Genomic DNA, 23,159 nt, shown 5'->3' on the forward strand with positions numbered 1-23,159 from the left:
TACATTTACTGTTTGTTGAAATGTACATTTTCAATATATTTCACACATTCTGACTCATGTATGGTTATTCTTTATGAGAAATAGCTGCTTAGTGAGCTCTGTGTACTGTTGAGCTTGGCGAGCGAGCTCTCCATTGCGGAGAACTTTTTATAGTAATAGTCTTCCTTGTCTGATATCTTTGTCTCCCACTCCTTGATAAGCTTTGTGTAATCACTGTACTCTGTGCTCATCTGCTTGTCGTTGTATATGGTAAACGCTGAGCTCAGTGATGTTGATGACATCTTATCTCCGATTGCCTTGTAGAGGTTGTTGGAGATTTGCTGCATAAATGTCATGACACTGTCAGGGTCATTATTGATTGCCGCCATGAGCTTATCTGTGTTGCCTGAGGTGTTGGTGTCATCCTCATCTCCGTCGATATGGTATGCGTTCTGCTCATTGTCTGCAGCATTGAGATAGCCAAGCGTATGGATTCCGAAACTTGAGAATGAGTATTTCTTGCCGTTTATCTCCACTGCTGATGACATGGCTGACTGCATGGCTGTCATTACGCCACTGAGAGTTGTATCGTTTTTGAGCAATGAATCCTTGATTTTCTGCTCCCACTTCTCAATCTCTTTGTCGGACAAGTTTTCCTTTTCATCATCTGTCAGTGGCTCATAGCTGCCTGCTGATGCTGCGTTGTAGAGCTTGGTCATCTCGTTTATGACGTTGTTGTACTCTGTCAGGAAGTCCTTTATCTTGTCATAAATGCCCTGTGTATCCGTGGCTGTGGTGATGCTGATTTCATCATTGCCGGAGGTCTTTGAGAGTGCTGTAATGTTCAGTCCATTGATGTTGAAGCTGTTGCTGGCTCCGGTGTATTTTACGCCATTTAACTCAATTTCGGCGTCTTTTCCGTCTATCTTGCTGGCATCGGTATTGTACTGTGCACTTGATGACAGGTCATACGCTGCATCCACTTCATCTACCAGCTTTGAAAGGGCTGCTTTGTACTCCTCTGAGTTTGTGTCCTTTATTGCTGCAAGTTCCTTTACGATGCTGTTTTTGTCTACGGTCTCCTGTGCTGTCTGTGCTGCTGTTGTGAGCGCTGACACTCTGCCTGCGTAGCTGTTATCTACTGCATCACTGCCTGATGCATAGGCGCCGGTTCCTGATATAAGTGCCTGCACTCCGGCTTTTCCGCCTTTGTCCGCATACGCACTATGGACAGCCTCTGTGAGCTTGCTTATGGTGTAATCATCATCCTTTTTCAGCACTGTATCCTCTGATGATTCGAAGGCTGTGACTGTTGACAGGTTTGCTGTGTATGTGTTCAGATCAGCCTCTGATATACCATTTGTGAGAGCTGTATAGGCTGTGTTTGCAGCCTCCGCATTCGTAAGCGACGCTTCATTGGATGTGTAATCTGCCTTTGATGTGATTGTTATGCCGTTTTTTGAATCATCCAGTTCACCATCTGCATAATATTTGCCGTCCGCGCGCTTGGTATATACTTTTTCGCCTGCATCCTTAAGCTTTTCATCAGTGTCTCCGACCTTTGTGTATGACACTTCCCTGGCGTCATCGCCCTCGCCGGTTGTGGATGTGTATGATATTTTTTCTGTAACCTCATAATATGCCACGTTTTTGGTCAGCTTTGCTGTATCTCCGCTGTATTTATCTGTTTCATCATCTGCGTTGATATAATTGCCGTCGGAATCTTTCTTGTATTTTTTGCCGTCGGCCGTATATGTCTCTTCTGCTGAGATGTACTTGCCGTCTGCTGATTTGTATACCGCATTGCCCTTTGCGTCTTTTGCAGTTGTCAGACTGTATGTGGTGTAGCTGTCATCACTGTTTTTCATTATGACGGCTGAGTCTCTTCCTGAGCCAAGTTTTGCAAGTGTTTCAAGCTTTGTCTTGTCTGCACTGCTATGTGCTGCATAAAAGTCCTGAACATCCGCATAAGCATTGCCATATGTTATGGCATTGAGCAGGTTGCTGCTCTGCGCATTGTACTTTGCAACATTGTCTGCTGCTGTGACATATGCGTTTCTGGCGTCTTCTATATTCTGCTGTGTGGTTTTTTTGTGCTACCGTTGTTTTTACCGGACAGGCCTGCGTACTCTCCATATGGGTTTGGTCTGGTTCCGTCTGCCGATGCTCCCACTGCGATTCCGAGCTTATAGAGTGCGCTCGCTCCTGCGGCATTTGCTCCTGTGAGAGTGAAGTCATTCTCCACACCTGTGTCCTTTGAGCTTATGTAAAAACGCTTGTAGTTGCTGTCATAGCTGGCATTAAGTCCTGCCTCCTTGAGCTGCTTCTCCACGTCTGACATTGTGGATGTCGCGCTCAGCGTGATAGTCTTTGTTGTGCCGCCTGTATTTACATTTATCTGTGCATCTCCACCTGTATAGCCAAGCTGAGCCAGTGTGGTCTTTGAACTTGAGGCATTTATCTGTGCTCCTGTGAGCGAGCCTGCCTTTGCGGTCTCCTTTATTTTAAGCGACTGCGTGCCATTTGGAGCTGTTGATGATGCTGTAACTGTGGCCTTTGTCATGTCTGAAACCGATGTCTTTTTAAGATTGTAGGCACTTGAAAATCGCAGGTTTGATATATTACTATACAGACTGTACACCTTGGTATTCAGTGACTTCCAGGATTCCTGCTTCCAGCCAAGCTTTGTCTGTGCTTTTTCATATTTTTCTTTCTTGGTTGTATAGCCTGATACAAGTGCTTTGACAATTGAATCCGTATCGAGGCCCGAATTCATTCCCGATAATCTGATTGCCATGATGTCCTCCTATCTCTTCTCATCTACCATGAGTCCTGCCATCTCCCAGACCTTCGCTATCATGTCGAGTGTCTTCTCCGGCGGGAACTCTTTGATGACTTCTTTTGTATTTTTGTCTATTATCTTTATTGTGATGCGGTTGGTCTTGTCATGGATGCCGAACACTGCCTCTGACTGGCCGTCTACGGCTCTTTTGTTGATGTCATCCACGGCCTTTTTAAGCTGCATGTTTTTCTCATTCTGCTTTTGTGCAGCAAGCTGTGCCTGGCTCTGGCTGCCGGCCTCGCCTGATGTGTCCCCGCTTGCTTCCTTTGTGTTCATCGCCTGTGTCTCTTTGGCTACGGTGTCAGATACTATCTGATTGTCTTTGCTGGACACCTCCGCCTTGCTCTGCGACTCTTCCTTTACCTGTGCGGTTGACGTACTTCCCTGATAAACCATGCCCGCACCCTTGATTGCTTCTATTGCCATTTTAAACACCTCCGTGTGATATATGTGTGCAATTGAATCATTACGGTTACATTATGCTGTCTTTCTAGGAATTATATCGGCTGATTCTTTTGAAACTTTATATTGAAAATAAATCTTCTCCGGGGCAAATTAAAAAGGACACAGCCAATATCTAACGTACGCTGTGTCCATGGATTTTGTTCTATTTGGTTTCTAAAGGTCTTTATTTCTAAAGTCCCTGCGTCATCTTGTAATCTATAAGTGTCATGAGTGATTCCGACTCGATGGCGAGCTGCTCACACTCCTCAATCCACTTATCGTAGGCTTCACTCGCCTCATCCTCAGGCTCCTTTGCTTCGAGCGCCTCCATCATGGCATTGACCTCGGCAAATTCTGCTTTGATATCCTCTAAGAGAGAGTCTTTTGTTGATTTCATGGTTTCCTCCCCATTCTTTATTCCGGCCCATCTTCGTGAGTCCGGTAACTAGTGTACTGGCATGTTGCTATTTAGTCAAATGACGCAGAATGAATTTTTCATTCTGCAAGGCGGAAGAATGAGCCGTAGCGGGCTACGGCAATTGATGACAACGCAGCAGATGAAAATTCAGGCAAGTTATTTGGCTAAATATGAACAGGTCGGTACACTAGCATATTCATATAATTTAGAGCTATGTTTATCCTATATTTATTCCATTATTTATTCCATCTTCGAATCGAAGTGTGGTTCAAGCATCTCAAGCTCTGCCACATCTATGCAGTTTGGAATCGTGCCGTCTATTACGTCCTGCTTACACTCTGCGTAGTCAAACCACTTTACAGAGTCGATTTCCTCCTTCTGCACCGTGATATCCGCTTCGTCCACATCGAGCCACAGAAGAAATACCTTGCTTATCTGGTTGTCCAGGAATCTCTCTCCGTGAAACACCTCGTCTGCATGGTGCCTGTGCAGTCCACAGTCGATAAGCTGTTCGGGCTCTATTGTCAGGCCCAGCTCCTCCCTAAGCTCTCTGAGCGCAGACGGTATATAGTCCACACCGGCTGGTATGTGTCCCGCACTTGATATGTCATAACAGCCCGGAAAGGAGTCTTTTTCCATGCACCTTTTCTGTAAAAGTATCTGTATGGAATTTCCACAGCGTCTGACTATCCAGACATGCGCAGTCCTATGAAGTATATTGTTTCTGTGCGCCTGCTTGCGCTCTACGGTCTGTCCTGTTGGATTTCCCTGCTCGTCCACTATATCAAAATATTCCATATGAGACTCCTTTCCCGGCTCAATAAAGTGCATTTTTTGAGATATATGATAGCTTATTTCTGATTGAAGTACCTATCCCGGAAATCAAGAATTTCCGGGATGGTTCGGCGGTCGCCGAACTTCGATTTAGCCAAATATGAAATTATGCAAGCACAATTTCATATTCGCCTTAAATCTTGTACTTCTCGTCGCTTACGTCCTATTCGATAGGTGCTCCTGCCGGCATTGGCTTCTCCGGTGTCAGGAGTGCGAGATTGCCCTCTGCATCCTCTGCGCAGAGTAACATTCCCTCTGATAAAACACCTGCGAGCTTAGCCGGTTTTAAGTTTACGAGAACCATTACCTTCTTGCCTACCATCTCCTCAGGAGAATAGTACTTTCTGATACCTGATACTATCTGCTTTGTCTGGTTTCCAATCTTTACCTGTGAGCAGAGAAGCTTCTTTGACTTCGCAACTGCCTCACATTTTACTATTTCACCAACCTGGAACTGGAGCTTTTCGAAATCATCAAATGTGATTTCTTCCTTTGCTTCCACATCCATCGGCTCAAGGTCTGCACCGTCTGCGGCATTTTCACCTGCGCCACAGCCACATGCTTCCTTACCCTCTACTGCTGCAAGCTTAGCCTGCTCAGCCTCAAACTCTGCCTTTTGTGCTGCCTGAATTTTCTCTACCTCAGGCATCACATCCTCTGCCTTTAATCTGCCGAAGAGGATCTCAGGTTTGTCTGTAACCTTTGTGCCGCTCTCATAGAGACCGAATTGGTCAAGGTCATCGAAATCACGGAGTGTTGTGTTAAGCTGTGCTACAATCTTTTCTGCTGTCTCCGGCAGGAATGAATGCAGAAGGCTTGCTCCGATTGTGATTGACTCTGTAAGGTTGTAAAGCACCTCAGCAAGACGATCCTGCTGTGCCTCGTCCTTTGCAAGCACCCAAGGTGTTGTCTCGTCGATGTATTTGTTGCAGCGGCGGAAAAGTGCAAATACCTCTGTGATGGCATCTGCCACACGAAGTCCTTCCATTTTCTTTGCCACTTTATCTCTTGTGCCGGTAACAACAGCCTTAAGATCTGCGTCAATGGCAGTCTGATCTGCATCGCCTGTTGCGCCTGTGCTCTTTACAATGCCGTCAAAGTATTTATTGCTCATGGAAACTGTTCTGTTTACGAGGTTTCCGAGTATGTTCGCAAGGTCTGAGTTGAATCTCTCGATTACAAGATCCCATGTGATGATTCCGTCGTTCTCGAATGGCATCTCATGAAGCACAAAGTAACGTGTGGCATCCACGCCAAAAAGTCTGACCATATCGTCTGCGTAGATAACGTTTCCTTTTGACTTACTCATCTTGTCACCGCCCTGAAGCAGCCATGGATGTCCGAATACCTGCTTTGGAAGCGGAAGGTCAAGCGCCATAAGGAAAATAGGCCAGTAAATAGTGTGGAAACGCACGATATCTTTTCCGATAAGGTGCAGATCTGCAGGCCAGTTTTTCTTGAAAAGCTCTGATGATCCGTCAGGATCGTAGCCGATTTTTGTGATATAGTTTGTGAGGGCATCAAGCCATACATACACTACATGCTCTGGATCGAAATCTACCGGAATTCCCCAGCTGAATGATGTTCTCGATACGCAAAGATCCTGAAGTCCCGGAAGCAGGAAGTTGTTCATCATCTCGTTTTTCCTTGAAACCGGCTGGATGAAATCAGGGTGTGTGTTGATGTAGTCGATGAGTCTGTCTGCATATTTGCTCATCTTGAAGAAGTATGCCTCCTCCTTCGCAGGCTGTACCTCACGTCCGCAGTCCGGGCATTTTCCGTCCACGAGCTGTGACTCTGTCCAGAATGACTCACATGGTGTACAGTAAAGTCCCTCGTATGAGCCCTTGTAGATGTCGCCCTGATCGTAAAGCTTCTTGAAGATTTTCTTTACACATTTCTCATGGTCCTCATCTGTTGTGCGGACAAAATTGTCATATGATGAATTTACCAGATCCCAGATTTTCTTTACCTCACCTGAAATCTGATCTACATACTCCTTCGGTGAAATTCCGGCTGCCTCAGCCTTTTCCTGGATTTTCTGTCCGTGCTCATCTGTTCCTGTCTGGAAATATACGTCGTATCCCTCTGCTCTCTTGTATCTGGCGATTGCGTCTGCAAGGATGATCTCATATGTGTTTCCGATATGTGGCTTGCCTGATGTGTACGCAATGGCTGTTGTCATGTAATATTTACCTTTGTTTGCCAATTTAGTTTCCTCCTGTTTTTCTCAAAATGCGTATAAATACATAACTTATGCCGTCTGATTTCGCATAAAGCACATTCTTTATGCTCATCATACTTCTTTTATACGCTAAAAAACGCCTCCTCAGGAGAAAACTCCCAAGAAGACGATTATATCGTGGTACCACTTCTCTTCACGCAGCTATCAAAATCATCCGGCATCTTTTGCCGGCTCTGCTGCGCCTCTTTCCGCTATAACAGGCGGTTCCTGTCAGTATCTAGCCAATGGTTCGATACTGCTGCTCCAAAGCCATGTTCCTCCTACTTTAGGTCATCCCCTCTCAGCCTGTGTGGGATTTCTCTGTAAATCTGCCATAAAAGTACTCTCTTTTTCGTCGCTTTTATCTCATACATTTCTAGAGTAGCATGTGGCTTTTAAATTGTCAACTGTTGTAATTCAACAAGAATAAGTTTATCTGTTTTTATCTATTTTAATCTTGTTTTACCCTATCGTATAATAATATACGCTGTATATGCCGCATACATTAGCAGCATGATGATGCCCTCGCCTCTTTTTATCTCACGCTTTGTCCATGCCATAATCCACACGATGAGTGAAAATACCACAAGCACTATAATATCTATGATATTTTCCTGTATGAATGCTATCGGGCTGATGGCTGATGCAATTCCGAGCACCATGAGTATGTTGAAAATGCATGAGCCGACTGCATTTCCGAGTGCCATATCGACCTCGTTTTTTCTGGCTGCGACTATTGATGTCACAAGCTCCGGAAGTGATGTTCCGATAGATACGATGGTTAGTCCGACGAGTGTCTGGCTCATTCCAAGGTCAATCGCTATGCGGCTTGCACTGTCTACTACGACATCTCCACCTACTGCGATGCCGACAGCTCCGATTAGAATGAAAATCACTGCTTTTGGCATTGAGATGAGAGGTATCTCATCGACCTCCTCATCTGATGACTGCCTGTTCTGCTTTAATGTGTGTCTGATAAGGTAGAAAATATATCCTGCAAAGCAGCCGAGCAGTATTATTCCGTCCGCTCTGCCGAGTATCATGCCGATTGTTCCCATGACAAGAAGTAAAATGGCACATATCATCGAGAATGGGAAGTCCCTTTTTAAGGATGCTCCGTCCACCACGACCGGTGTCATCAAAGCGCACACACCGATTACTACCATGAGGTTAAATATGTTTGAGCCTGTCACGTTGCTGACTGCAAGCGTATTGTTGTGTGCTATTGATGCTGCCACACTGACCGCTGTTTCAGGAAGTGAGGTTCCCATCGCAACAATTGTCAGTCCAATGATAAGCGACGGCACCTTGAAGCGCTTTGCCACGTTTGAGCTGCCCTCCACGAACAGGTCTGCGCCCTTTACCAAAAACACAAAGCCCACTATGAGGCAGAGCAGCACCACTATAAACGGTGCATTATTGATGAAATTTTCCATGTTGATTCCTCCATTTTTTATTTTTGTATTCTATATTATTTCATTTCTTATAGTATCTGAAATGTAATATCCCAGCCACAGTTTCTGTCATATCATAACACGCTCATTAAAAGCTTATAATTCCCAGGTGCTCAAGCAATATCTTCACGCCTATGAGTATGAGAATGATTCCTCCGGCTATCTCTGATTTCTTTTTATATTTATTGCCGAAAAAGTTTCCGACTATGACTCCGATGATTGAGAGCACGAAGGTTGTAAATCCGATGATTGCAATAGCCCAGTAGATGTTTAAGCTGTCATAGGTAAATGCAAACATAATTCCGACTGCAAGCGCATCGATGCTTGTCGCAATTGCAAGCAGAAGCATCTCTCCCTGATTGAGCGCCAGGTCTTTTTCCACGACCGCGTCATCATCCTTTTCCTTCACTGCCTCATAAACCATCTTGCCACCGATAAAGCCCAGCAGAATGAATGCTATCCAGTGGTCAATGCTTGTGATGTACTTCTCAAACCGGATGCCAAGCATATAGCCGATAAACGGCATGAGCGCCTGAAAGCCTCCGAAATACAGACCGATTGTCAGCGCCTGCTTTCTGTTTACCTTTGTCATTCCAAGTCCCTTGCAGATGGATACTGCGAAGGCGTCCATTGACAAACCTACTCCTATGAGCAGGATTTCGATAAATAATACCATATTTTTCTCCCTTTTGCCTAGTGTGCGGCGATTAATTTCTCCCGGATAAGCATATGAATGCGTTACTGTTCACACCTAACAGTGTGATCAGCTATGAAAAAATGAGACCCTCGCATGCAGACACGAAACTTTATAAAGCTATAATTTATGGCTTATATAGCTTTATTGTGTGCTGCATACTTGAGTCTCATTCTTTAATGTTTGCCAGGTCTATTGACCGGTCTGTTGACAAACCACGTATATTTAAGAATACGCGAACTACTCCCTCAGAGGTAGTGTGTATTTAATTAATCGCCTTTGCTTCTAAAAAATATATCAAATGACATTGGCTGTGTCAATGTATTTTACCGCTAATCTTTGTAAGTATCAGCTAACCTGGTTACTGTTCACACCTAACAGCGTGACCAGCAACGATTTATTTTCTTACCTGTCACTTGACAAATCCATTCTTAAACGGCTATAATATCGTCAATTGAGGCACAATTACATTTCAACAGGCTTTGATGGGAACAAGTACATTTCTGCAATACTTACAGAGAGCTGCCGGCAGGTGAGAGGCGCAAGGAAAACAGATCTGGAATACATCCCGGAGCTTTGCACCGAACGTCATACCGGATGGTTAAATATCGCCGGTTCGATTAATAAGCTGCAACGTATTGGCACACGTTATAGTGCCGGAGTGTTAGCAGAATCGGCTATTTTCACTATATATATTATGTCGAATAATGTGTGACAACTCACGGAGGCATTCCTGTGCGAGCAGGATGCAAATTAAGGTGGTAACGCGAGAAATCCCCCTCGTCCTTAAATGGATGAGGGGGATATTTTATTTTTCAGAATACAAATTCAACTTATTCAGGAGGAAAATCATGACAATTTATGACGAATTAGTTGCCCGCGGTCTTATCGCGCAGGTAACAGACGAAAAAGAAATCAAAGAGCTTATAAACAACGGAAAGGCTACCTTCTACATTGGCTTTGATCCTACAGCAGACAGCCTTCACGTTGGACACTTCATGGCGCTTTGCCTTATGAAGAGACTTCAGATGGCCGGAAACAAGCCTATCGTGCTTATCGGTGGAGGTACAGCACAGATCGGTGATCCATCAGGACGTACAGATATGCGCCAGATGATGACAACAGAGACTATCAACCACAACGTAGAGTGCTTCAAGAAACAGATGAGCCGCTTCATCGACTTTGGCGAGGGAAAGGCTATCATGGTAAACAACGCTGACTGGCTGATGAACTTAAACTACGTGGATGTGCTCCGCGAGGTTGGTGCTCATTTCTCAGTAAACCGTATGCTTACAGCTGAGTGCTACAAGCAGCGTATGGAAAAGGGTCTTTCCTTCCTTGAGTTTAACTACATGATCATGCAGAGCTACGATTTCTACACACTTTTCCAGAAATACGGCTGCAACATGGAGTTCGGTGGAGATGACCAGTGGAGCAACATGCTCGGTGGAACAGAGCTTATCAGACGTAAGCTTGGAAAAGACGCATACGCTATGACAATCAATCTGCTCCTAAACTCTGAGGGCAAGAAGATGGGCAAGACACAGTCCGGTGCAGTATGGCTTGATCCTAACAAGACTACTCCTTTCGAGTTCTTCCAGTACTGGAGAAACGTTTCTGATGCCGATGTCCTTAAATGTATCAGAATGCTCACCTTCCTTCCTCTCGAGGAAATTGACAAGATGGAAAGCTGGGAGGGCGCACAGCTCAATGAAGCTAAGGAAATCCTGGCATTCGAGCTTACCAAGCTTGTTCACGGTGAGGAGGAAGCCACAAAGGCTAAAGAGGCAAGCCATGCACTTTTCGCAGGCGGAGCCAACAATGCAAATATGCCTACCGTTACCGTTACAGCTGAGGACTTCCCTGACGGAGAGCTTGATATCATCTCTGTTCTCGTAAAAGCAGGACTTTGCGATTCAAGAGGAGACGGCCGCAGAAATATCCAGCAGGGCGGTGTTTCCGTTTCAGATGAGAAGGTAACTGATATCTCTACCAAATATACTCTCGACGATTTCAAGGGCGAGGGTCTCATTATCAGACGTGGTAAAAAGAAATTTGCCAAGGTTATAGCTGAATAATTACGTAAAAAACTTCGCATTTTAAGATGATTTCTTTCAATGCGAAGTTTTTTAATAATTTTACTGCGGAAATCCATACGGCACAAATTCACTGCTGCATGTAACCGTATAATCAGCTTACCCTTAAACCGTTTTTTGTTCTGTTCCAATACCCTCTCCGCAAATTCAATATGAACCATCATTTTTACTCTTTAGCATAATATTCCCCACACTAAATTAGCATAATGTACAATAGCCATATGTTAATAGCAGGCAGGCCTTGGGTAGCTGTAATCCATAAAACTTCTAAAACAGCTCCCCAATCCAGCCCAAAAGCTGGAAAATTCCTGGAAAAAAGTAGCTGAATCCGCTGAAATCCATAAAACAGCTACCCTAACCACAGCGAAACAGCCAGAAAAATCCATAAAAAAGTAGCTGAAACTGCTGAAATCCCCAAATCAGCTCCCCAACCTAGCCCAAAATCCGGAAAAGACCATGGAAAAAGTAGCTGAAACCACTGAAATTCCCAAAACAGCTCCCTAACCACAGCGAAACAGCCGGAAAATTCTCTCAAAAAGTAGCTGAAACTGCTGAAATACCTAAAACAGCTCCCCAACCTAGCCCAAAAGCTGGAAAATTTCTGGAAAAAGTAGCTGAAATCACTAAAATTCCCAAAACAGCTCCCCTAATCACAGCAAAACAGCCGGAAAATTCCATAAAAAAGTAGCTGAAACTGCTGAAATTCCTAAAACAGCTCCCCTAACCAAGCGAAACAGCCAGAAAAATCCATAAAAAAGTAGCTGAATCCGCTGAAATTCCCAGAACAGCTCCCCAACCTAGCCCAAAATCCGGAAAAGACCATGGAAAAAGTAGCTGAAACCACTGAAATTCCCAAATCAGCTCAAAAATATAGCCTGTTATTTATATTTTCATGATGCTATCAAACAAATGGAGACCATAAGCCCCACTTTTTCCTCATCTTCCCTTGACTTCTTATTAATAAGTTAATATAATTTACCTAATTGATACATCAACGCTTTAAAGCGTTGACAAAAGGAGGTATTATCATGAAAAAGAGATCTAAAATTTTAGCTTCACTTGTTCTCGCAGGAACAATGGTACTTTCACTTGCCGGATGTGGAGATTCCGGTTCAGCAAACGGTGGCACACAGTCAGGTAAGAACTCAGATGCCAAATATCAGGTAGGTATCTGCCAGCTCGTACAGCACGAGGCTCTCGATGCCGCTACAAAGGGCTTTGAGGACGCATTAAAGGACAAGCTCGGAGACGAGGTATCCTTTGACGAGCAGAATGCCGCAGGAGATGCTTCTACATGCTCTACAATCTGCACCACGTTCGTCACAAACGACTATGACCTTATCCTTGGAAATGCCACAGCAGCTCTTCAGGCCGCTTCAGCAGCTACAGACTCTATTCCGATTCTCGGAACATCTATCACAGACTACGCTACAGCTCTTGATATGTCAGACTGGTCAGGCACTACAGGAAAGAATATTTCAGGTACTACAGACCTCGCTCCACTCGATGAGCAGGCTAAATGCATCAAGGAGCTCTTCCCGGATGCAAAGAACATCGGTATCATCTACTGCTCATCTGAGCCAAACAGTATCTACCAGTCAACAACTATTACCAAATACCTTGAGGACGAGGGATACACTGTAAAAGAGTACACCTTCTCTGATTCAAATGATGTCGCTGCAGTAACACAGAGCGCATGTGATGCATCTGATGCAATCTACATCCCAACTGACAACACTGCTGCTTCATGTACAGAGGCTATCAACAATGTAGCTTCACAGGCTAAGAAACCTATCTTCGCTGGCGAGGAAGGAATCGCTAAGGGCTGTGGTGTGGCAACACTTTCTATCAGCTACTATGACCTTGGATACACAACAGGTGAGATGGCTTACGATATCCTTGTAAATGGTACAGACATCAAAACTATGGAGGTTAAGAGCGCTCCTAAGTTCACTAAGGAGTACCTTCCGGACCGCGCCAAGGAGCTTGGAATTACAGTTCCGGACGGCTATGAGGAAATCTCAGCTGAATAAACAGCTGCACTATGGAGGTATTTAATAAAATGATTCTAATGAATTATTTTGCAACCTTAAATCCGGTTGCATTCACCAATGCCCTTCCGGGCAATATAGCCCAGGGTCTGATATGGGGCATCATGGCACTCGGTGTTTACATCACCTTCAGACTGCTGGACTTCGCAGATCTGACGGTTGATGGCTCATTTGCAACAGGTGGTGCCGTAACCGTTATGATGACGATTAACGGCTACAATATCTGGGTTTCACTGCTTTGCGCATGTATTGCCGGTCTGCTCGCAGGACTCTGCACAGGTCTCTTACATACAAAGCTCGGCATTCCTCCGATTCTGGCAGGAATACTTACACAGATAGCGCTATACTCCATCAACTTAAATATCATGCAGCGCCACGCCAACCAGGCACTTAGCGCAGATAAATATAATCTGGTGCTTTCATCGCGTAATCTGACACATGCGATAATTGTCGGTGTGATTTTCTCGGTTGTAATTATCGCGGTGCTTTACTGGTATTTCGGAACAGAGCAGGGCTCTGCTATCCGTGCCACAGGCTGCAACCCTGCAATGAGCAAGGCTCAGGGTATCAACATCGACAACATGAAGCTCATCGGTCTTGCGCTTTCAAATGCAATTGTAGCGCTCTCAGGCGGCCTGCTTTCACAGTACTCAGGCTTTTCCGATGTAAACATGGGCCGTGGTGGAATCGTCATCGGTCTTGCCGCAGTTATCATCGGTGAGGTGCTAGGCGATGCAATCCTCGGAAAGCACATGAATTTCATGGGAAGGCTTATCTTTGTCATATTTGGTGGAATTGTTTACTACATTGTAATCGGAATCGTTCTGTGGCTGCAGATGCCAAGTGATGACTTAAAGCTCTTCACTGCAATCATCGTGGCAATTTTCCTTGCGGTGCCTTACCTGAAGGGCAAGAGCAAGGCCTCCTTCAAAAAGGCCGGTAAGCGCTCTGCCGTAGCACTTAACGCAAAGGAGGGCAAATAAATGCTAGAGATTAGAAACGTACATAAAACCTTCAATCCGGGCACAATCAATGAAAAGCATGCCCTTAATGGTGTAAACCTAAAGCTTGAGGAGGGCGATTTCGTCACTGTTATCGGTGGAAACGGTGCCGGAAAATCGACCATGCTCAATGCCGTTGCAGGCACATGGCCTGTAGACGATGGTTCAATTCTCATCGATGGAGTAGATGTCACAGGACTTCCTGAGTTTAAGCGTGCATCATTTCTGGGACGTGTGTTCCAGGATCCAATGACAGGAACTACCGCAACCATGCAGATTGATGAAAACCTCGCACTTGCAGCGCGCCGCGGAAAGCGCCGTGGTCTTGGTTGGGGCATCACAAAGGCTGAAAAGGAGCATTTCCACGAGCTTTTAAAGGAGCTTGACCTGGGACTCGAGGATCGAATGACCTCAAAAGTTGGTCTGCTCTCAGGTGGACAGCGTCAGGCTGTTACACTGCTTATGGCTTCACTCCAGAAGCCGAAGGTGCTGCTTTTGGATGAGCACACCGCTGCCCTCGACCCTAAGACAGCCGCGAAGGTGCTCACTCTCACAGACAAAATCATCAAGGAGAACAGCCTGACAGCCATGATGGTCACACACAACATGCGTGATGCCATCGCTCACGGCAACAGACTCATCATGATGAATAACGGACAGGTTGTCCTTAATATCTCAGGCGAGGAAAAGAAAAACCTCACTGTGGAGGATCTGCTCATGAAGTTTGAGGAGGTTTCCGGCGAGGAATTTGCTTCTGATAAAGCACTTTTAGGATAATAAAAAACGTGCAGCCCAAAAGGGTTGCACGTTTTTTATTTATATCCGCAGCCGCTTCGCCCCGGCATATCCTCTCCGTGTACATACCTGGCGTTGAACTCCATATTTATCTCACGAAGCTCCTTCTTTCCGTCAATATAGTCCTGATACATCTCGGCAAGCCCCGACATGCAGCCATCGCAGGTGGCCTCGATATTGCCAAGCGACTCAGCCACAATTGCCTCGCGCTCCTCTTTTGTTGTCTCACTGATTAAATATCCCATTTCGTATGCTTCCTTTCTGCATGTTTATTATCCATATGTTTCCTGTCCGTGTATTTCCTGACCGTATGTTTCGTTTCCGTATATTCCTTTCCGTATGCTTCCTTTTCGTATATTTCGTTTCCATATGCTTTCCTTCCGCATGTTCCGTTTCCGTATGTTTTCTTTCCGTATAATGCATAAAAATATCCGGAATTTCTGACTATTTCGTAACTATTCAATACATCCACAGTTGCAAGCCGCAAGCGCATTAAATGATTAAAGGGTCAAAATACCTTTTGACCCTCATATCATTAAATATTAAAAGCCCAGATTATCATCCACCAGAATAATCTGGAAACGGCCCTTCACCCTTGAAAAGCGTGTGGTCAGAATCTGGCAGCAGATGCACTGCGGGCTCTTGCAGTCAAAGCAGGTGCCGTTCTTAGAGCATGGTGTGTCGATTCCAAAGCGCTGTGCATTGATAGGCGCTGCCTCATTTCTCGCACGGCTCATAGCGTCTGCCTCGGTCTTTACGACCTTGTTCATGCCTACTATAAGAAGCACATGCTTCGGTCCGTAAGCATATGCTGCCACGCGGTTTGCATTTCCGTCAATATTGATAAATACACCATCCTCGCTCATCGCATTGACACTTCCAAGGAAATAATCCGATGTAAATGCCTTTAACGCTATCTCCTGCTTCTCCTCCTGCGTAGACACCTTGTCCCTGTCATAAAACTGATATTCTCCGTTTGAAAGGGCCTCATACAGACCACACTCCTTCACCGATGTGGCACCGCCCATATTGATTGAGCTGCCCTTTGGAATCAGCTCCAGAGCCTTCTTAACAGCCTCCTCCTTTGTCTCTACATAATAAGCCTCCATGTTGCGCGACTCAAGTGCCGCTACAACACGCTTTCCCAGTAATTCGTTTCTCATTTTTCTGACATCCATAGTGTAAACCTCTTTTCTCTCTAAACTTGCTGTTATGATACTTTTTTCAATGATTCTCCCATATTCCAATACCAATATAGTGCATTCATCAAATTCTTTAATTCAGAGGATGAATTTCCACTATCAACCACCTTCTCCGCATAGCTGAACGGACCATAAGTCAGCTCTGTAATACAGGCATTATCCTTTCCTGTAACCTTGCAGACATAATTCTTATTCAGGCTGTATGCCATTATTCCACTTATATCCACGCAATACACACCATCTGCCGAATTTATGCTGCGGATATCAAAATACTTTAATATGCTGGTGGAAGATTTACGATTGCCAATAATGTCTTTCCAACAAGTTCCTCTGGCTCATAAAAAGCATGTACTCCTGAAAGAATCGTTCTCTCATTCTCAGTTCCATCATCAAGTGTAAATCTAAGAAGCTTCTTACTCTTAGGTACTGCCTCACAATTTTTTACCTTTACAACACGGAAGTCTGACTTTGAGAATGTATCAAAATCAACCTGCTCCTCAAATAAAGGCTCTATTTCATCCATGTATGCATATTGTCAAGTATATGTGTCATATTTTATATTCAAAATAAAAAAGGCTGCTACTCTCTAAAAAAATAACAGTCTTTATTACTATATCAGCCTTTTGGAATTTGACCATCGACATACAGAATGTGATTAACTAACCACTCTGTGAGATATTTTAAAATTCCCATAATCTGTTCATTTTGATCCTCTACCTCATCATTGTGATGTGCCATAAATTCATCAAGTTTATGTATAAATTCCTGATGTTGAACTTTCTGTGTAAATATCTTCTTATAATTAATAGATTCCATATACTGCTCTTCATCACTAAAGTGTTTTACTGTATAATTTCGGAGATTTTCTAATATTATATCAATCCTATCATATTTATCAGGTGTAAACTCATCATGAAGCAGTTCATATGCCTCATCTGCATATTTAAATAACTGCTTGTGCTCTTCGTCTATCATATCTATACCAATATAATATTCTGGTTTCATTTCATACATAAGTTAATCCTACTTTCAGTTTATTTGTTTTATGAACCTGTTCAATACTATTCATAATAGGCAAATGCATTTCTCATGAATTTCCTATATTTTCTCGTTTTTAATGTTAGATTCCACCAAAACATTCCCTAATTTTCCTGGAAATATCAGAATCAACAAAACCTTTCTTATATGGTCTCTCCCGGTTTCTGTCCCGCTCCGGCATATATGACAACAATTGCAGCATCAGCCACATCATCATAATCTCCGGCATATATTTTCATCGGACTCGCAAATGGAATACCATGACTGATATCCATCGCTTCTCCTTAATAATTCTCTTCATGTACTTCAAAATAGCTCTGTGGATGATTACATACCGGACATACTTCAGGCGCCTTAGTTCCTACCACAATATGTCCGCAGTTACGGCATTCCCATACCTTAACTTCGCTCTTTTCAAATACCTGTGCAGTTTCAATATTCTTAAGAAGTGCACGATATCTTTCCTCATGGTGCTTCTCAATCTCACCTACTGCCCTGAATTTTGCTGCAAGCTCAGGGAATCCTTCTTCCTCAGCTGTTTTAGCAAAGCCTTCATACATATCTGTCCACTCATAATTTTCGCCTTCTGCCGCTGCCGCCAGGTTTTCCTTTGTATCACCAATTCCTGCTAATTCCTTGAACCACATCTTTGCATGTTCTTTCTCATTATCTGCAGTCTTTAAAAACAATGCTGACATCTGCTCGTAACCTTCCTTTTTCGCTACAGAAGCAAAATAGGTATACTTATTTCTTGCCTGTGATTCCCCTGCAAATGCCTCCTGTAAATTCTTCTCTGTCTGTGTTCCTGCATATTTGTTTGCTGCCATCTATTTTACCTCCGTTTTCTTTACTACTTTTTCAAAATCTGATGCCGGGTGCTTGCACAAAGGACATATAAAGTCATCCGGTAATTCCTCGCCTACATATTCATATCCGCAAATTCTGCAACGCCATATTGTCTGACCGTCCTCTGCTTTTCCAACCTCCTGTGGCTTAGGCTTAATATTATTCTGATAATAATCATATGTTACTGAAGGAACATTGCTTAAAACTTCCATATCGGTTATCTCACCGATAAACATCGTATGTGAACCCAAGTCCTCTGTTTTAGTAACTGTCACAGAAATGTATGCATTTGTACCTTCTGTAATATAATAAATACCATTCGTGCCCCTGGCACACTGCTCAAATGCTTCAAACTTATTGGTATCTCTTCCTGATTGGAAGCCAAAATGTTTGAACAATTCAAATTGTGCCTTCTGACTTAAGACTGATACAGTAAATTTTCCGGTTCTTTGAATCATATCATGCGTATAATTTGCCTTATTGACGCAGATACTTAACTGGTTTGGTTCCGAAGCTGCCTGTATGGCTGTATTAATAATACATCCATTGTCTTTTTCATCTTCCCTTGCAGTCAGTACAAACAATCCATAACTCAGCTTATACATTGCTTTCCTATCCATATTTTCCTCCCTTTATCTTCTCCCTTTATCTTATCCATTTATTTTAAATGATATTCTCTAAATAGCCATTTATTCTTAATTAATTAGGATTAATTGATCATAATTATTATATAGTATTATAGTACTTTGGTCAATATAAAACAGCAATCATTCCTATTATAAAAATTTAATATTATCCTTTATTTTCAAGGAAACGCAAAAAATCAGGTTTAAAATTCATTAATTATCTAGTACAGCGAAAATTAAGTTGTTGATACATTGAGCGAAGATGCGGTTTCGAGAGTGCATGTCAAAAAACGCAGGCGTAGCGGGCTACGTCAAGGCTTTTTGGCATGTGCTATCGGAATCGCAGACCGGTCAATGTATCAATTACTTATTATTCGCTGTACTAGTATTTATGTATCATAAAAAGTACAGCCTATTTATTGAGACTGCTTATTTTATCTGATACAATAAGGAAAATTGAGATTTTATTTTATAAGGAGGAATCAATAATGAGAGGTGTCGAAACCCGAATTCAGGAAATCAGACATAAAATCTTTACTGAGGTTGCACGTATGGCTTATCATACAGAATGGCCTGTTAAAGAACGTATGGAAGCTCTTCCATACAAGATTATTCCTGGCGAAAAAGGAAATTTCAGGAACGATGTATTTTTGGAGCGTGCTATAGTCGGAGAGAGGCTTCGTCTGGCAATGGGTCTGCCTTACCGCAGTGCTGCAGAGCATTCACCTATATCAGATGGAATAGAGGCTGCCGACAAAGATGAAACCTACTATACACCGCCTCTTATCAATGTTATAAAATTTGCTTGTAATGCATGCCCTGAAAAAAGAGTACATGTTACAGACGGCTGTCAGGGATGTCTGGCTCATCCATGCATGGAGGTATGTCCAAAAGATGCTGTATCGCTGGATCGCACAACCGGAAAATCTGTAATTGACCAGGAAAAATGCATAAAGTGTGGACGCTGTGCAAGCGTATGTTCATATAATGCAATTATTGTTCAGGAACGTCCATGTGCAAAGGCCTGTGGCATGGATGCCATTTCTTCTGACGAAAACGGCAAAGCAAATATCGATTATGACAAGTGTGTTTCGTGCGGACAATGCCTTGTCAACTGTCCTTTTGGTGCGATTGCTGATAAATCCCAGATTTTCCAGACTATCAGAGCTATACAGTCCGGTGAAAAGGTCTATGCTGCAGTTGCTCCTGCATTTGTTGGACAGTTTGGTCCAAAAGTTACTCCCGGAAAGCTACGTGCAGCCATGAAGGCTCTTGGTTTTGCAGATGTATTTGAAGTAGCTATAGGTGCAGACCTCTGCGCCAAGCAGGAGGCCGAGGACTTCCTAAAAGAGGTACCGGATGAACTTCCTTTCATGGCAACCTCATGTTGTCCGGCATGGTCAGTCATGGCTAAAAAACTCTTCCCTGAGCATACAAAATGTATCTCAATGGCACTTACACCTATGACACTCACTGCACGCCTTATAAAGCAACATAATCCAGATGCGCGCGTGGTATTTATCGGACCATGTGCTGCCAAAAAACTTGAAGCTATGCGACGCAGTGTACGAAGTGAAGTGGATTTTGTCCTCACATTTGAAGAGATGACCGGTATTTTTTCTGCAAAGCATGTGGACCTTGAAAACATCGAGGAAGATCCTGCAGGTGTCAGCGATGCTTCAACAGACGGAAGAAACTTTGCAGTCGCAGGAGGTGTGGCACAGGCTGTTGTTAATGTTATAAAACGTGATCATCCGGATCAGGAGATAAAGGTAGCAAATGCAGAAGGTTTAAAGGAATGCCGTCAGCTCCTTAAACTTGCAACTCTAGGCAAGTATCCCGGATATCTACTTGAAGGTATGGCATGTCCTGGAGGTTGTGTTGCCGGTGCTGGAACCATGCAGGCAATTAAGAAATCACAGACTTCTGTCGGATTATATGCAAAACAGTCTACTCATAAAACCTCAAGCGAAACTGAGTATATCAAAGAACTTGACAAGCTTGTAGATTAATATCAATAAAAAAGAGGACATATGGATATGTATAAATCCATATGTCCTCTTTTTTATTACAGGTTATCTTATAATATAAAATTAGTAATAGTTATTATTTTTAAATTATATTCTCTTGATAACTTAAAATAATTATGCTATTTTGCGTTCAAAAACATATTTACTATCTGATGATAAATCAGGCCTGAATGTATAACCAAGCCTGTCAAACTTTTTTATATCATCAGGATTTTCAATATCATTTTCCGCCATGAATCGAACCATCTCACCACGAGCCATCTTAGCATAAGTACCTTTTGTTACCAGTTTATTTCCAGCCTGTTCGCAGAATGAAATTGTAATATATTTATCCTTAGGTGTAAGATACTTTTCTATACATTTAGAATATTCCTTTGATGCAAGATTTATGATAATCCTACTGTCATCGATTACTGAGCGGTATAACAATTCTCCCCAGTACTCATACAGATTTTTTGCATCTCCAATTCCAACCTTTGCCTGCATTTCAAGACGATAAGGAGTCACACCATCCATTGGTTTTAAAATGCCATAAAGCGCAGACAAGATTCTTAAATGATTTTGCAAATACTCAAACTGCTGGATTTCAAACACAGATGGTGCCATATATTGAAATGCAATCCCTTCATATGCTAAAACAGCCGGAGTAAGCCTGTTATAAAGATCCATATTTTTCAATCTGTTAAAGTTCTGCTCTGCAATTTTGTCATTACATTTCCAGATAGCTTTCAGTTCTTCTTTTGATTTGCTTTTCATCCAGTTTAATACTTCTGCTGTCTTATCAATATAGACAGGCAGTTCAACCGGTGCTAAGTTATCGGTATCTACAATCATCTTTTTTGCAGGTGATAAAATAATCTTCATTATGTCAATTCCTTAAGCATATTTTCAGGATCATCTGCCGCCTTGACTTTATCATTTGCCTTTATAATGATTCCCTGCTCATCAATAAGATATGTAGTTCTTACTACACCCATAGATACTTTTCCATAATTTTTCTTTTCTTTCCAGACATCATATGCTTCAATAACTTTACGCTCCGGATCTGCTAATAGCGTAAATGCCAGTCCGTATTTTTCTTCAAATCTCTTATGAGACGCTACAGAGTCCTTGCTTACTCCGAGAATAACAGCTCCCTTCTCAGTAAACTGTGGATAACGCTCAGAAAAGCCACATGCCTGCTTCGTACATCCTGGTGTATTATCCTTTGGATAAAAATATAAGATTACTTTTTTTCCTGCATAATCGCTTAATTTATGCATTTCTCCATTCTGATCCGGCAATTCAAAGTCCGGTGCTTTTTTTCCTAACTCTAACATTTACTATTCCTCCGCTTTTGTATTTTCCACCTGTTTTCTTGTTCTTTTATTACATGAAATCATTTTATGACCAGAATAGACTGCCATAATCATGCATATCAGAGAGCCAAATGCAAAGTATTTGTGTGCTGCTTTTAACCCTTTATATCCTGTATAAAAAGTTCCAACCATTGTAACTATTGCTCCGATTGACCAATATTTATGTGCTTTCATTTTATACCTCCAAATTGATTAAGCTGTTTCCAAAATAAATATCTCTGGATCATTAACAATATTATACATTCCATCCATTACTTTCGACAAGTAGGGAAAGAAAAATAATCATTCCAAATACAAAAGGATGTATCACGATAATTCTGGCATTACCTTGACGCATCCTTTCGTGTTGTATTTTTTTATTCCTCTTAATGGCAGCTATGGCTTCCGCATCCATGCTCACCACACGTATGTCCTTCCCCATGGTTGTGCTCATGGTGAGAACACTTCACATCCGGATTATAATCAAGCGTATCATTGATAAAAGCTTCTACTGCTTTATCCGCATCTCCTGAAACTCCGCCAAAAAGCACCCTAACCATATTGGCTAAAGTGCTTGTATTAGTTTGATATTAAATTGTTGTGAGTCAGACAAACTTGAATTTGATAAGCTCCTCTAAGAGATTATGTTTCAATTTTCTTCTATGTATTTCACTACTCTATCTATATTTCCGCTTTCATATTCACCATGTGTTAATTTGAAACACTCATCCTTACTAACACTGCTGTAGTCTATATACCTAGCAACATCTTCTGGAATTAAAAACAAGTTTACTCCTTCTCATTTTAGCGATTGTAAATCTCCGTGATTGACATCAACAATTACTTCCGCTTCCCAATTTTTTGCTTTAATTACAGACTGTAAATTTTCTTTTAATACAGTACTTCTCTTTTTTTTAAAAATATTAAAATGTCCATCATGTCCAACCTGTGAATTTCTCCCATTAGTTACATAGGGTACAATGGCTATTTTTTTTATCATTAACTTGTCCTCCTTTACAAATACCGATTTGTAAAACACATTCTTTTTACATAGGCACAGTATACCACATTTCCTGTGCCTATGCGATATCATTTAATGCTTCTTCCGATATGAACTCATCTTCTCCACAGTAACCTCAGGATAGAAGTAAGTAAGAATCGTTGCTTTCGTGATTATCCGTGATAATCGTTTTGGCTTGCTGAAATGCTTTTTTAGATATCCGTGATGCTCCATGATGATATAGAATC

General features: G+C 42.6%; 23 protein-coding genes, 3 pseudogenes and 2 other annotated features. Of the genes and pseudogenes, 5 read left to right on the forward strand and 21 right to left on the reverse strand.

Annotation, left to right across the window (positions count from 1 at the left end):
- Positions 1-71 precede the first annotated feature (71 nt).
- The 8 genes from fliD to ACTQ1L_RS09760 all read right to left on the reverse strand — a co-directional run bounded on the left by fliD (position 72) and on the right by ACTQ1L_RS09760 (position 8,871).
- A complete protein-coding gene (gene fliD, locus ACTQ1L_RS09725) occupies positions 72-1,847 on the reverse strand; it encodes a flagellar filament capping protein FliD (protein WP_441366838.1) in 1,776 nt (591 codons plus the stop codon).
- A 200-nt stretch (positions 1,848-2,047) separates the two neighbouring features.
- On the reverse strand, positions 2,048-2,776 hold the full coding sequence (locus ACTQ1L_RS09730; protein ID WP_441366839.1) for a flagellar cap protein FliD N-terminal domain-containing protein: 729 nt from the start codon (positions 2,774-2,776) through the stop codon (positions 2,048-2,050).
- A gap of 9 nt (positions 2,777-2,785) precedes the next feature.
- Complete coding sequence (locus tag ACTQ1L_RS09735) at positions 2,786-3,247, reverse strand: flagellar protein FlaG (RefSeq protein ID WP_441366841.1); 462 nt, start codon at positions 3,245-3,247, stop codon at positions 2,786-2,788.
- 208 nt (positions 3,248-3,455) lie between these two features.
- Complete coding sequence (locus tag ACTQ1L_RS09740) at positions 3,456-3,662, reverse strand: hypothetical protein (protein ID WP_015515874.1); 207 nt, start codon at positions 3,660-3,662, stop codon at positions 3,456-3,458.
- 261 nt (positions 3,663-3,923) lie between these two features.
- Positions 3,924-4,481: an NUDIX hydrolase gene (locus tag ACTQ1L_RS09745; protein WP_441366842.1), complete on the reverse strand. Its 558-nt coding sequence runs from the start codon at positions 4,479-4,481 to the stop codon at positions 3,924-3,926.
- A 199-nt stretch (positions 4,482-4,680) separates the two neighbouring features.
- Entirely contained in the window at positions 4,681-6,702 is a 2,022-nt protein-coding gene (gene metG / locus ACTQ1L_RS09750; protein WP_441366878.1) for a methionine--tRNA ligase, read from the reverse strand.
- A 159-nt stretch (positions 6,703-6,861) separates the two neighbouring features.
- Positions 6,862-7,106 (reverse strand) — a binding site (T-box leader).
- A gap of 102 nt (positions 7,107-7,208) precedes the next feature.
- Positions 7,209-8,177 carry a calcium/sodium antiporter gene (locus tag ACTQ1L_RS09755; RefSeq protein ID WP_441366843.1) on the reverse strand — a complete coding sequence of 323 codons (969 nt, stop codon included), beginning with the start codon at positions 8,175-8,177 and terminating at the stop codon, positions 7,209-7,211.
- A 106-nt stretch (positions 8,178-8,283) separates the two neighbouring features.
- A complete protein-coding gene (locus tag ACTQ1L_RS09760; protein WP_055224271.1) occupies positions 8,284-8,871 on the reverse strand; it encodes a manganese efflux pump MntP in 588 nt (195 codons plus the stop codon).
- Positions 8,872-9,362: 491 nt separating this feature from the next.
- Positions 9,363-9,680 (forward strand) — a binding site (T-box leader).
- A 60-nt stretch (positions 9,681-9,740) separates the two neighbouring features.
- On the opposite strand from ACTQ1L_RS09760, the gene tyrS reads away from it, so the two are divergent.
- The 4 genes from tyrS to ACTQ1L_RS09780 all read left to right on the forward strand — a co-directional run bounded on the left by tyrS (position 9,741) and on the right by ACTQ1L_RS09780 (position 14,814).
- A complete protein-coding gene (gene tyrS / locus ACTQ1L_RS09765; protein ID WP_441366845.1) occupies positions 9,741-10,967 on the forward strand; it encodes a tyrosine--tRNA ligase in 1,227 nt (408 codons plus the stop codon).
- Between the two features lie 1,046 nt (positions 10,968-12,013).
- Positions 12,014-13,018: an ABC transporter substrate binding protein gene (locus ACTQ1L_RS09770; RefSeq protein ID WP_441366846.1), complete on the forward strand. Its 1,005-nt coding sequence runs from the start codon at positions 12,014-12,016 to the stop codon at positions 13,016-13,018.
- Between the two features lie 38 nt (positions 13,019-13,056).
- The gene (locus ACTQ1L_RS09775) at positions 13,057-14,019 is read left to right on the forward strand and encodes an ABC transporter permease (RefSeq protein WP_441366880.1); all 963 of its coding nucleotides are present in this window, start codon (positions 13,057-13,059) and stop codon (positions 14,017-14,019) included.
- Entirely contained in the window at positions 14,020-14,814 is a 795-nt protein-coding gene (locus tag ACTQ1L_RS09780) for an ABC transporter ATP-binding protein (protein WP_015567990.1), read from the forward strand. It abuts the gene before it with no gap.
- A 35-nt stretch (positions 14,815-14,849) separates the two neighbouring features.
- On the opposite strand, the gene ACTQ1L_RS09785 is transcribed toward ACTQ1L_RS09780, so the two are convergent.
- The 8 genes and pseudogenes from ACTQ1L_RS09785 to ACTQ1L_RS09820 form a co-directional block, all read right to left on the reverse strand.
- Positions 14,850-15,077: a hypothetical protein gene (locus ACTQ1L_RS09785; protein ID WP_012741106.1), complete on the reverse strand. Its 228-nt coding sequence runs from the start codon at positions 15,075-15,077 to the stop codon at positions 14,850-14,852.
- A 297-nt stretch (positions 15,078-15,374) separates the two neighbouring features.
- Complete coding sequence (locus tag ACTQ1L_RS09790) at positions 15,375-16,010, reverse strand: lactate utilization protein (RefSeq protein ID WP_441366848.1); 636 nt, start codon at positions 16,008-16,010, stop codon at positions 15,375-15,377.
- A 32-nt stretch (positions 16,011-16,042) separates the two neighbouring features.
- A complete protein-coding gene (locus ACTQ1L_RS09795) occupies positions 16,043-16,261 on the reverse strand; it encodes a hypothetical protein (RefSeq protein WP_441366849.1) in 219 nt (72 codons plus the stop codon).
- Between the two features lie 56 nt (positions 16,262-16,317).
- Positions 16,318-16,551 (reverse strand): annotated as a pseudogene (locus ACTQ1L_RS09800) (methionyl-tRNA formyltransferase); the annotation flags it as partial.
- A gap of 98 nt (positions 16,552-16,649) precedes the next feature.
- On the reverse strand, positions 16,650-17,048 hold the full coding sequence (locus ACTQ1L_RS09805; protein WP_441366851.1) for a bacteriohemerythrin: 399 nt from the start codon (positions 17,046-17,048) through the stop codon (positions 16,650-16,652).
- A 173-nt stretch (positions 17,049-17,221) separates the two neighbouring features.
- Positions 17,222-17,356 (reverse strand): annotated as a pseudogene (locus ACTQ1L_RS09810) (lactate/malate family dehydrogenase); the annotation flags it as partial.
- Positions 17,357-17,899 carry a rubrerythrin gene (rbr, locus tag ACTQ1L_RS09815; protein WP_117947600.1) on the reverse strand — a complete coding sequence of 181 codons (543 nt, stop codon included), beginning with the start codon at positions 17,897-17,899 and terminating at the stop codon, positions 17,357-17,359. It lies immediately after the preceding pseudogene.
- On the reverse strand, positions 17,900-18,538 hold the full coding sequence (locus tag ACTQ1L_RS09820; RefSeq protein WP_441366853.1) for a flavin reductase: 639 nt from the start codon (positions 18,536-18,538) through the stop codon (positions 17,900-17,902).
- Positions 18,539-19,032: 494 nt separating this feature from the next.
- Here ACTQ1L_RS09820 and ACTQ1L_RS09825 point away from each other — a divergent pair, with 494 nt between their 5' ends.
- On the forward strand, positions 19,033-20,556 hold the full coding sequence (locus tag ACTQ1L_RS09825; protein ID WP_441366855.1) for a 4Fe-4S dicluster domain-containing protein: 1,524 nt from the start codon (positions 19,033-19,035) through the stop codon (positions 20,554-20,556).
- 132 nt (positions 20,557-20,688) lie between these two features.
- On the opposite strand, the gene yaaA is transcribed toward ACTQ1L_RS09825, so the two are convergent.
- The 5 genes and pseudogenes from yaaA to ACTQ1L_RS09850 form a co-directional block, all read right to left on the reverse strand.
- Positions 20,689-21,438, reverse strand: a complete 750-nt coding sequence (gene yaaA, locus ACTQ1L_RS09830) for a peroxide stress protein YaaA (RefSeq protein WP_441366857.1) — start codon at positions 21,436-21,438, stop codon at positions 20,689-20,691.
- On the reverse strand, positions 21,438-21,893 hold the full coding sequence (gene bcp, locus ACTQ1L_RS09835) for a thioredoxin-dependent thiol peroxidase (RefSeq protein ID WP_441366858.1): 456 nt from the start codon (positions 21,891-21,893) through the stop codon (positions 21,438-21,440). The genes yaaA and bcp overlap by 1 nt, the downstream gene beginning before the upstream one ends.
- Positions 21,894-21,896: 3 nt before the next feature.
- Positions 21,897-22,106 (reverse strand): DUF6219 family protein, encoded by a 210-nt coding sequence (locus ACTQ1L_RS09840; protein ID WP_441366860.1) that lies wholly within the window; start codon positions 22,104-22,106, stop codon positions 21,897-21,899.
- Between the two features lie 191 nt (positions 22,107-22,297).
- Positions 22,298-22,459, reverse strand: a pseudogene (locus tag ACTQ1L_RS09845) (DNA-binding protein); the annotation flags it as partial.
- 251 nt (positions 22,460-22,710) lie between these two features.
- Positions 22,711-22,911 (reverse strand): hypothetical protein, encoded by a 201-nt coding sequence (locus tag ACTQ1L_RS09850; protein WP_441366861.1) that lies wholly within the window; start codon positions 22,909-22,911, stop codon positions 22,711-22,713.
- Positions 22,912-23,159: the final 248 nt, after the last annotated feature.

Origin of the sequence: Agathobacter sp. LCP21S3_B2 (genome assembly GCF_052118705.1) — a bacterium.
Classification (GTDB): Bacteria; Bacillota; Clostridia; order Lachnospirales; family Lachnospiraceae; genus Roseburia.

What these genes read in the sequence shown, in the direction of transcription:
- fliD (WP_441366838.1), bottom strand. Translation starts at nt 1,847, where the DNA reads ATGAAAAACAGTGATGACAGCTACACCACATACAGTCTGACAACTGCA.
- ACTQ1L_RS09730 (WP_441366839.1), bottom strand. Translation starts at nt 2,776, where the DNA reads ATGGCAATCAGATTATCGGGAATGAATTCGGGCCTCGATACGGATTCA.
- ACTQ1L_RS09735 (WP_441366841.1), bottom strand. Translation starts at nt 3,247, where the DNA reads ATGGCAATAGAAGCAATCAAGGGTGCGGGCATGGTTTATCAGGGAAGT.
- ACTQ1L_RS09740 (WP_015515874.1), bottom strand. Translation starts at nt 3,662, where the DNA reads ATGAAATCAACAAAAGACTCTCTCTTAGAGGATATCAAAGCAGAATTT.
- ACTQ1L_RS09745 (WP_441366842.1), bottom strand. Translation starts at nt 4,481, where the DNA reads ATGGAATATTTTGATATAGTGGACGAGCAGGGAAATCCAACAGGACAG.
- metG (WP_441366878.1), bottom strand. Translation starts at nt 6,702, where the DNA reads ATGACAACAGCCATTGCGTACACATCAGGCAAGCCACATATCGGAAAC.
- ACTQ1L_RS09755 (WP_441366843.1), bottom strand. Translation starts at nt 8,177, where the DNA reads ATGGAAAATTTCATCAATAATGCACCGTTTATAGTGGTGCTGCTCTGC.
- ACTQ1L_RS09760 (WP_055224271.1), bottom strand. Translation starts at nt 8,871, where the DNA reads ATGGTATTATTTATCGAAATCCTGCTCATAGGAGTAGGTTTGTCAATG.
- tyrS (WP_441366845.1), top strand. Translation starts at nt 9,741, where the DNA reads ATGACAATTTATGACGAATTAGTTGCCCGCGGTCTTATCGCGCAGGTA.
- ACTQ1L_RS09770 (WP_441366846.1), top strand. Translation starts at nt 12,014, where the DNA reads ATGAAAAAGAGATCTAAAATTTTAGCTTCACTTGTTCTCGCAGGAACA.
- ACTQ1L_RS09775 (WP_441366880.1), top strand. Translation starts at nt 13,057, where the DNA reads ATGAATTATTTTGCAACCTTAAATCCGGTTGCATTCACCAATGCCCTT.
- ACTQ1L_RS09780 (WP_015567990.1), top strand. Translation starts at nt 14,020, where the DNA reads ATGCTAGAGATTAGAAACGTACATAAAACCTTCAATCCGGGCACAATC.
- ACTQ1L_RS09785 (WP_012741106.1), bottom strand. Translation starts at nt 15,077, where the DNA reads ATGGGATATTTAATCAGTGAGACAACAAAAGAGGAGCGCGAGGCAATT.
- ACTQ1L_RS09790 (WP_441366848.1), bottom strand. Translation starts at nt 16,010, where the DNA reads ATGGATGTCAGAAAAATGAGAAACGAATTACTGGGAAAGCGTGTTGTA.
- ACTQ1L_RS09805 (WP_441366851.1), bottom strand. Translation starts at nt 17,048, where the DNA reads ATGTATGAAATGAAACCAGAATATTATATTGGTATAGATATGATAGAC.
- rbr (WP_117947600.1), bottom strand. Translation starts at nt 17,899, where the DNA reads ATGGCAGCAAACAAATATGCAGGAACACAGACAGAGAAGAATTTACAG.
- ACTQ1L_RS09820 (WP_441366853.1), bottom strand. Translation starts at nt 18,538, where the DNA reads ATGGATAGGAAAGCAATGTATAAGCTGAGTTATGGATTGTTTGTACTG.
- ACTQ1L_RS09825 (WP_441366855.1), top strand. Translation starts at nt 19,033, where the DNA reads ATGAGAGGTGTCGAAACCCGAATTCAGGAAATCAGACATAAAATCTTT.
- yaaA (WP_441366857.1), bottom strand. Translation starts at nt 21,438, where the DNA reads ATGAAGATTATTTTATCACCTGCAAAAAAGATGATTGTAGATACCGAT.
- bcp (WP_441366858.1), bottom strand. Translation starts at nt 21,893, where the DNA reads ATGTTAGAGTTAGGAAAAAAAGCACCGGACTTTGAATTGCCGGATCAG.
- ACTQ1L_RS09840 (WP_441366860.1), bottom strand. Translation starts at nt 22,106, where the DNA reads ATGAAAGCACATAAATATTGGTCAATCGGAGCAATAGTTACAATGGTT.
- ACTQ1L_RS09850 (WP_441366861.1), bottom strand. Translation starts at nt 22,911, where the DNA reads ATGATAAAAAAAATAGCCATTGTACCCTATGTAACTAATGGGAGAAAT.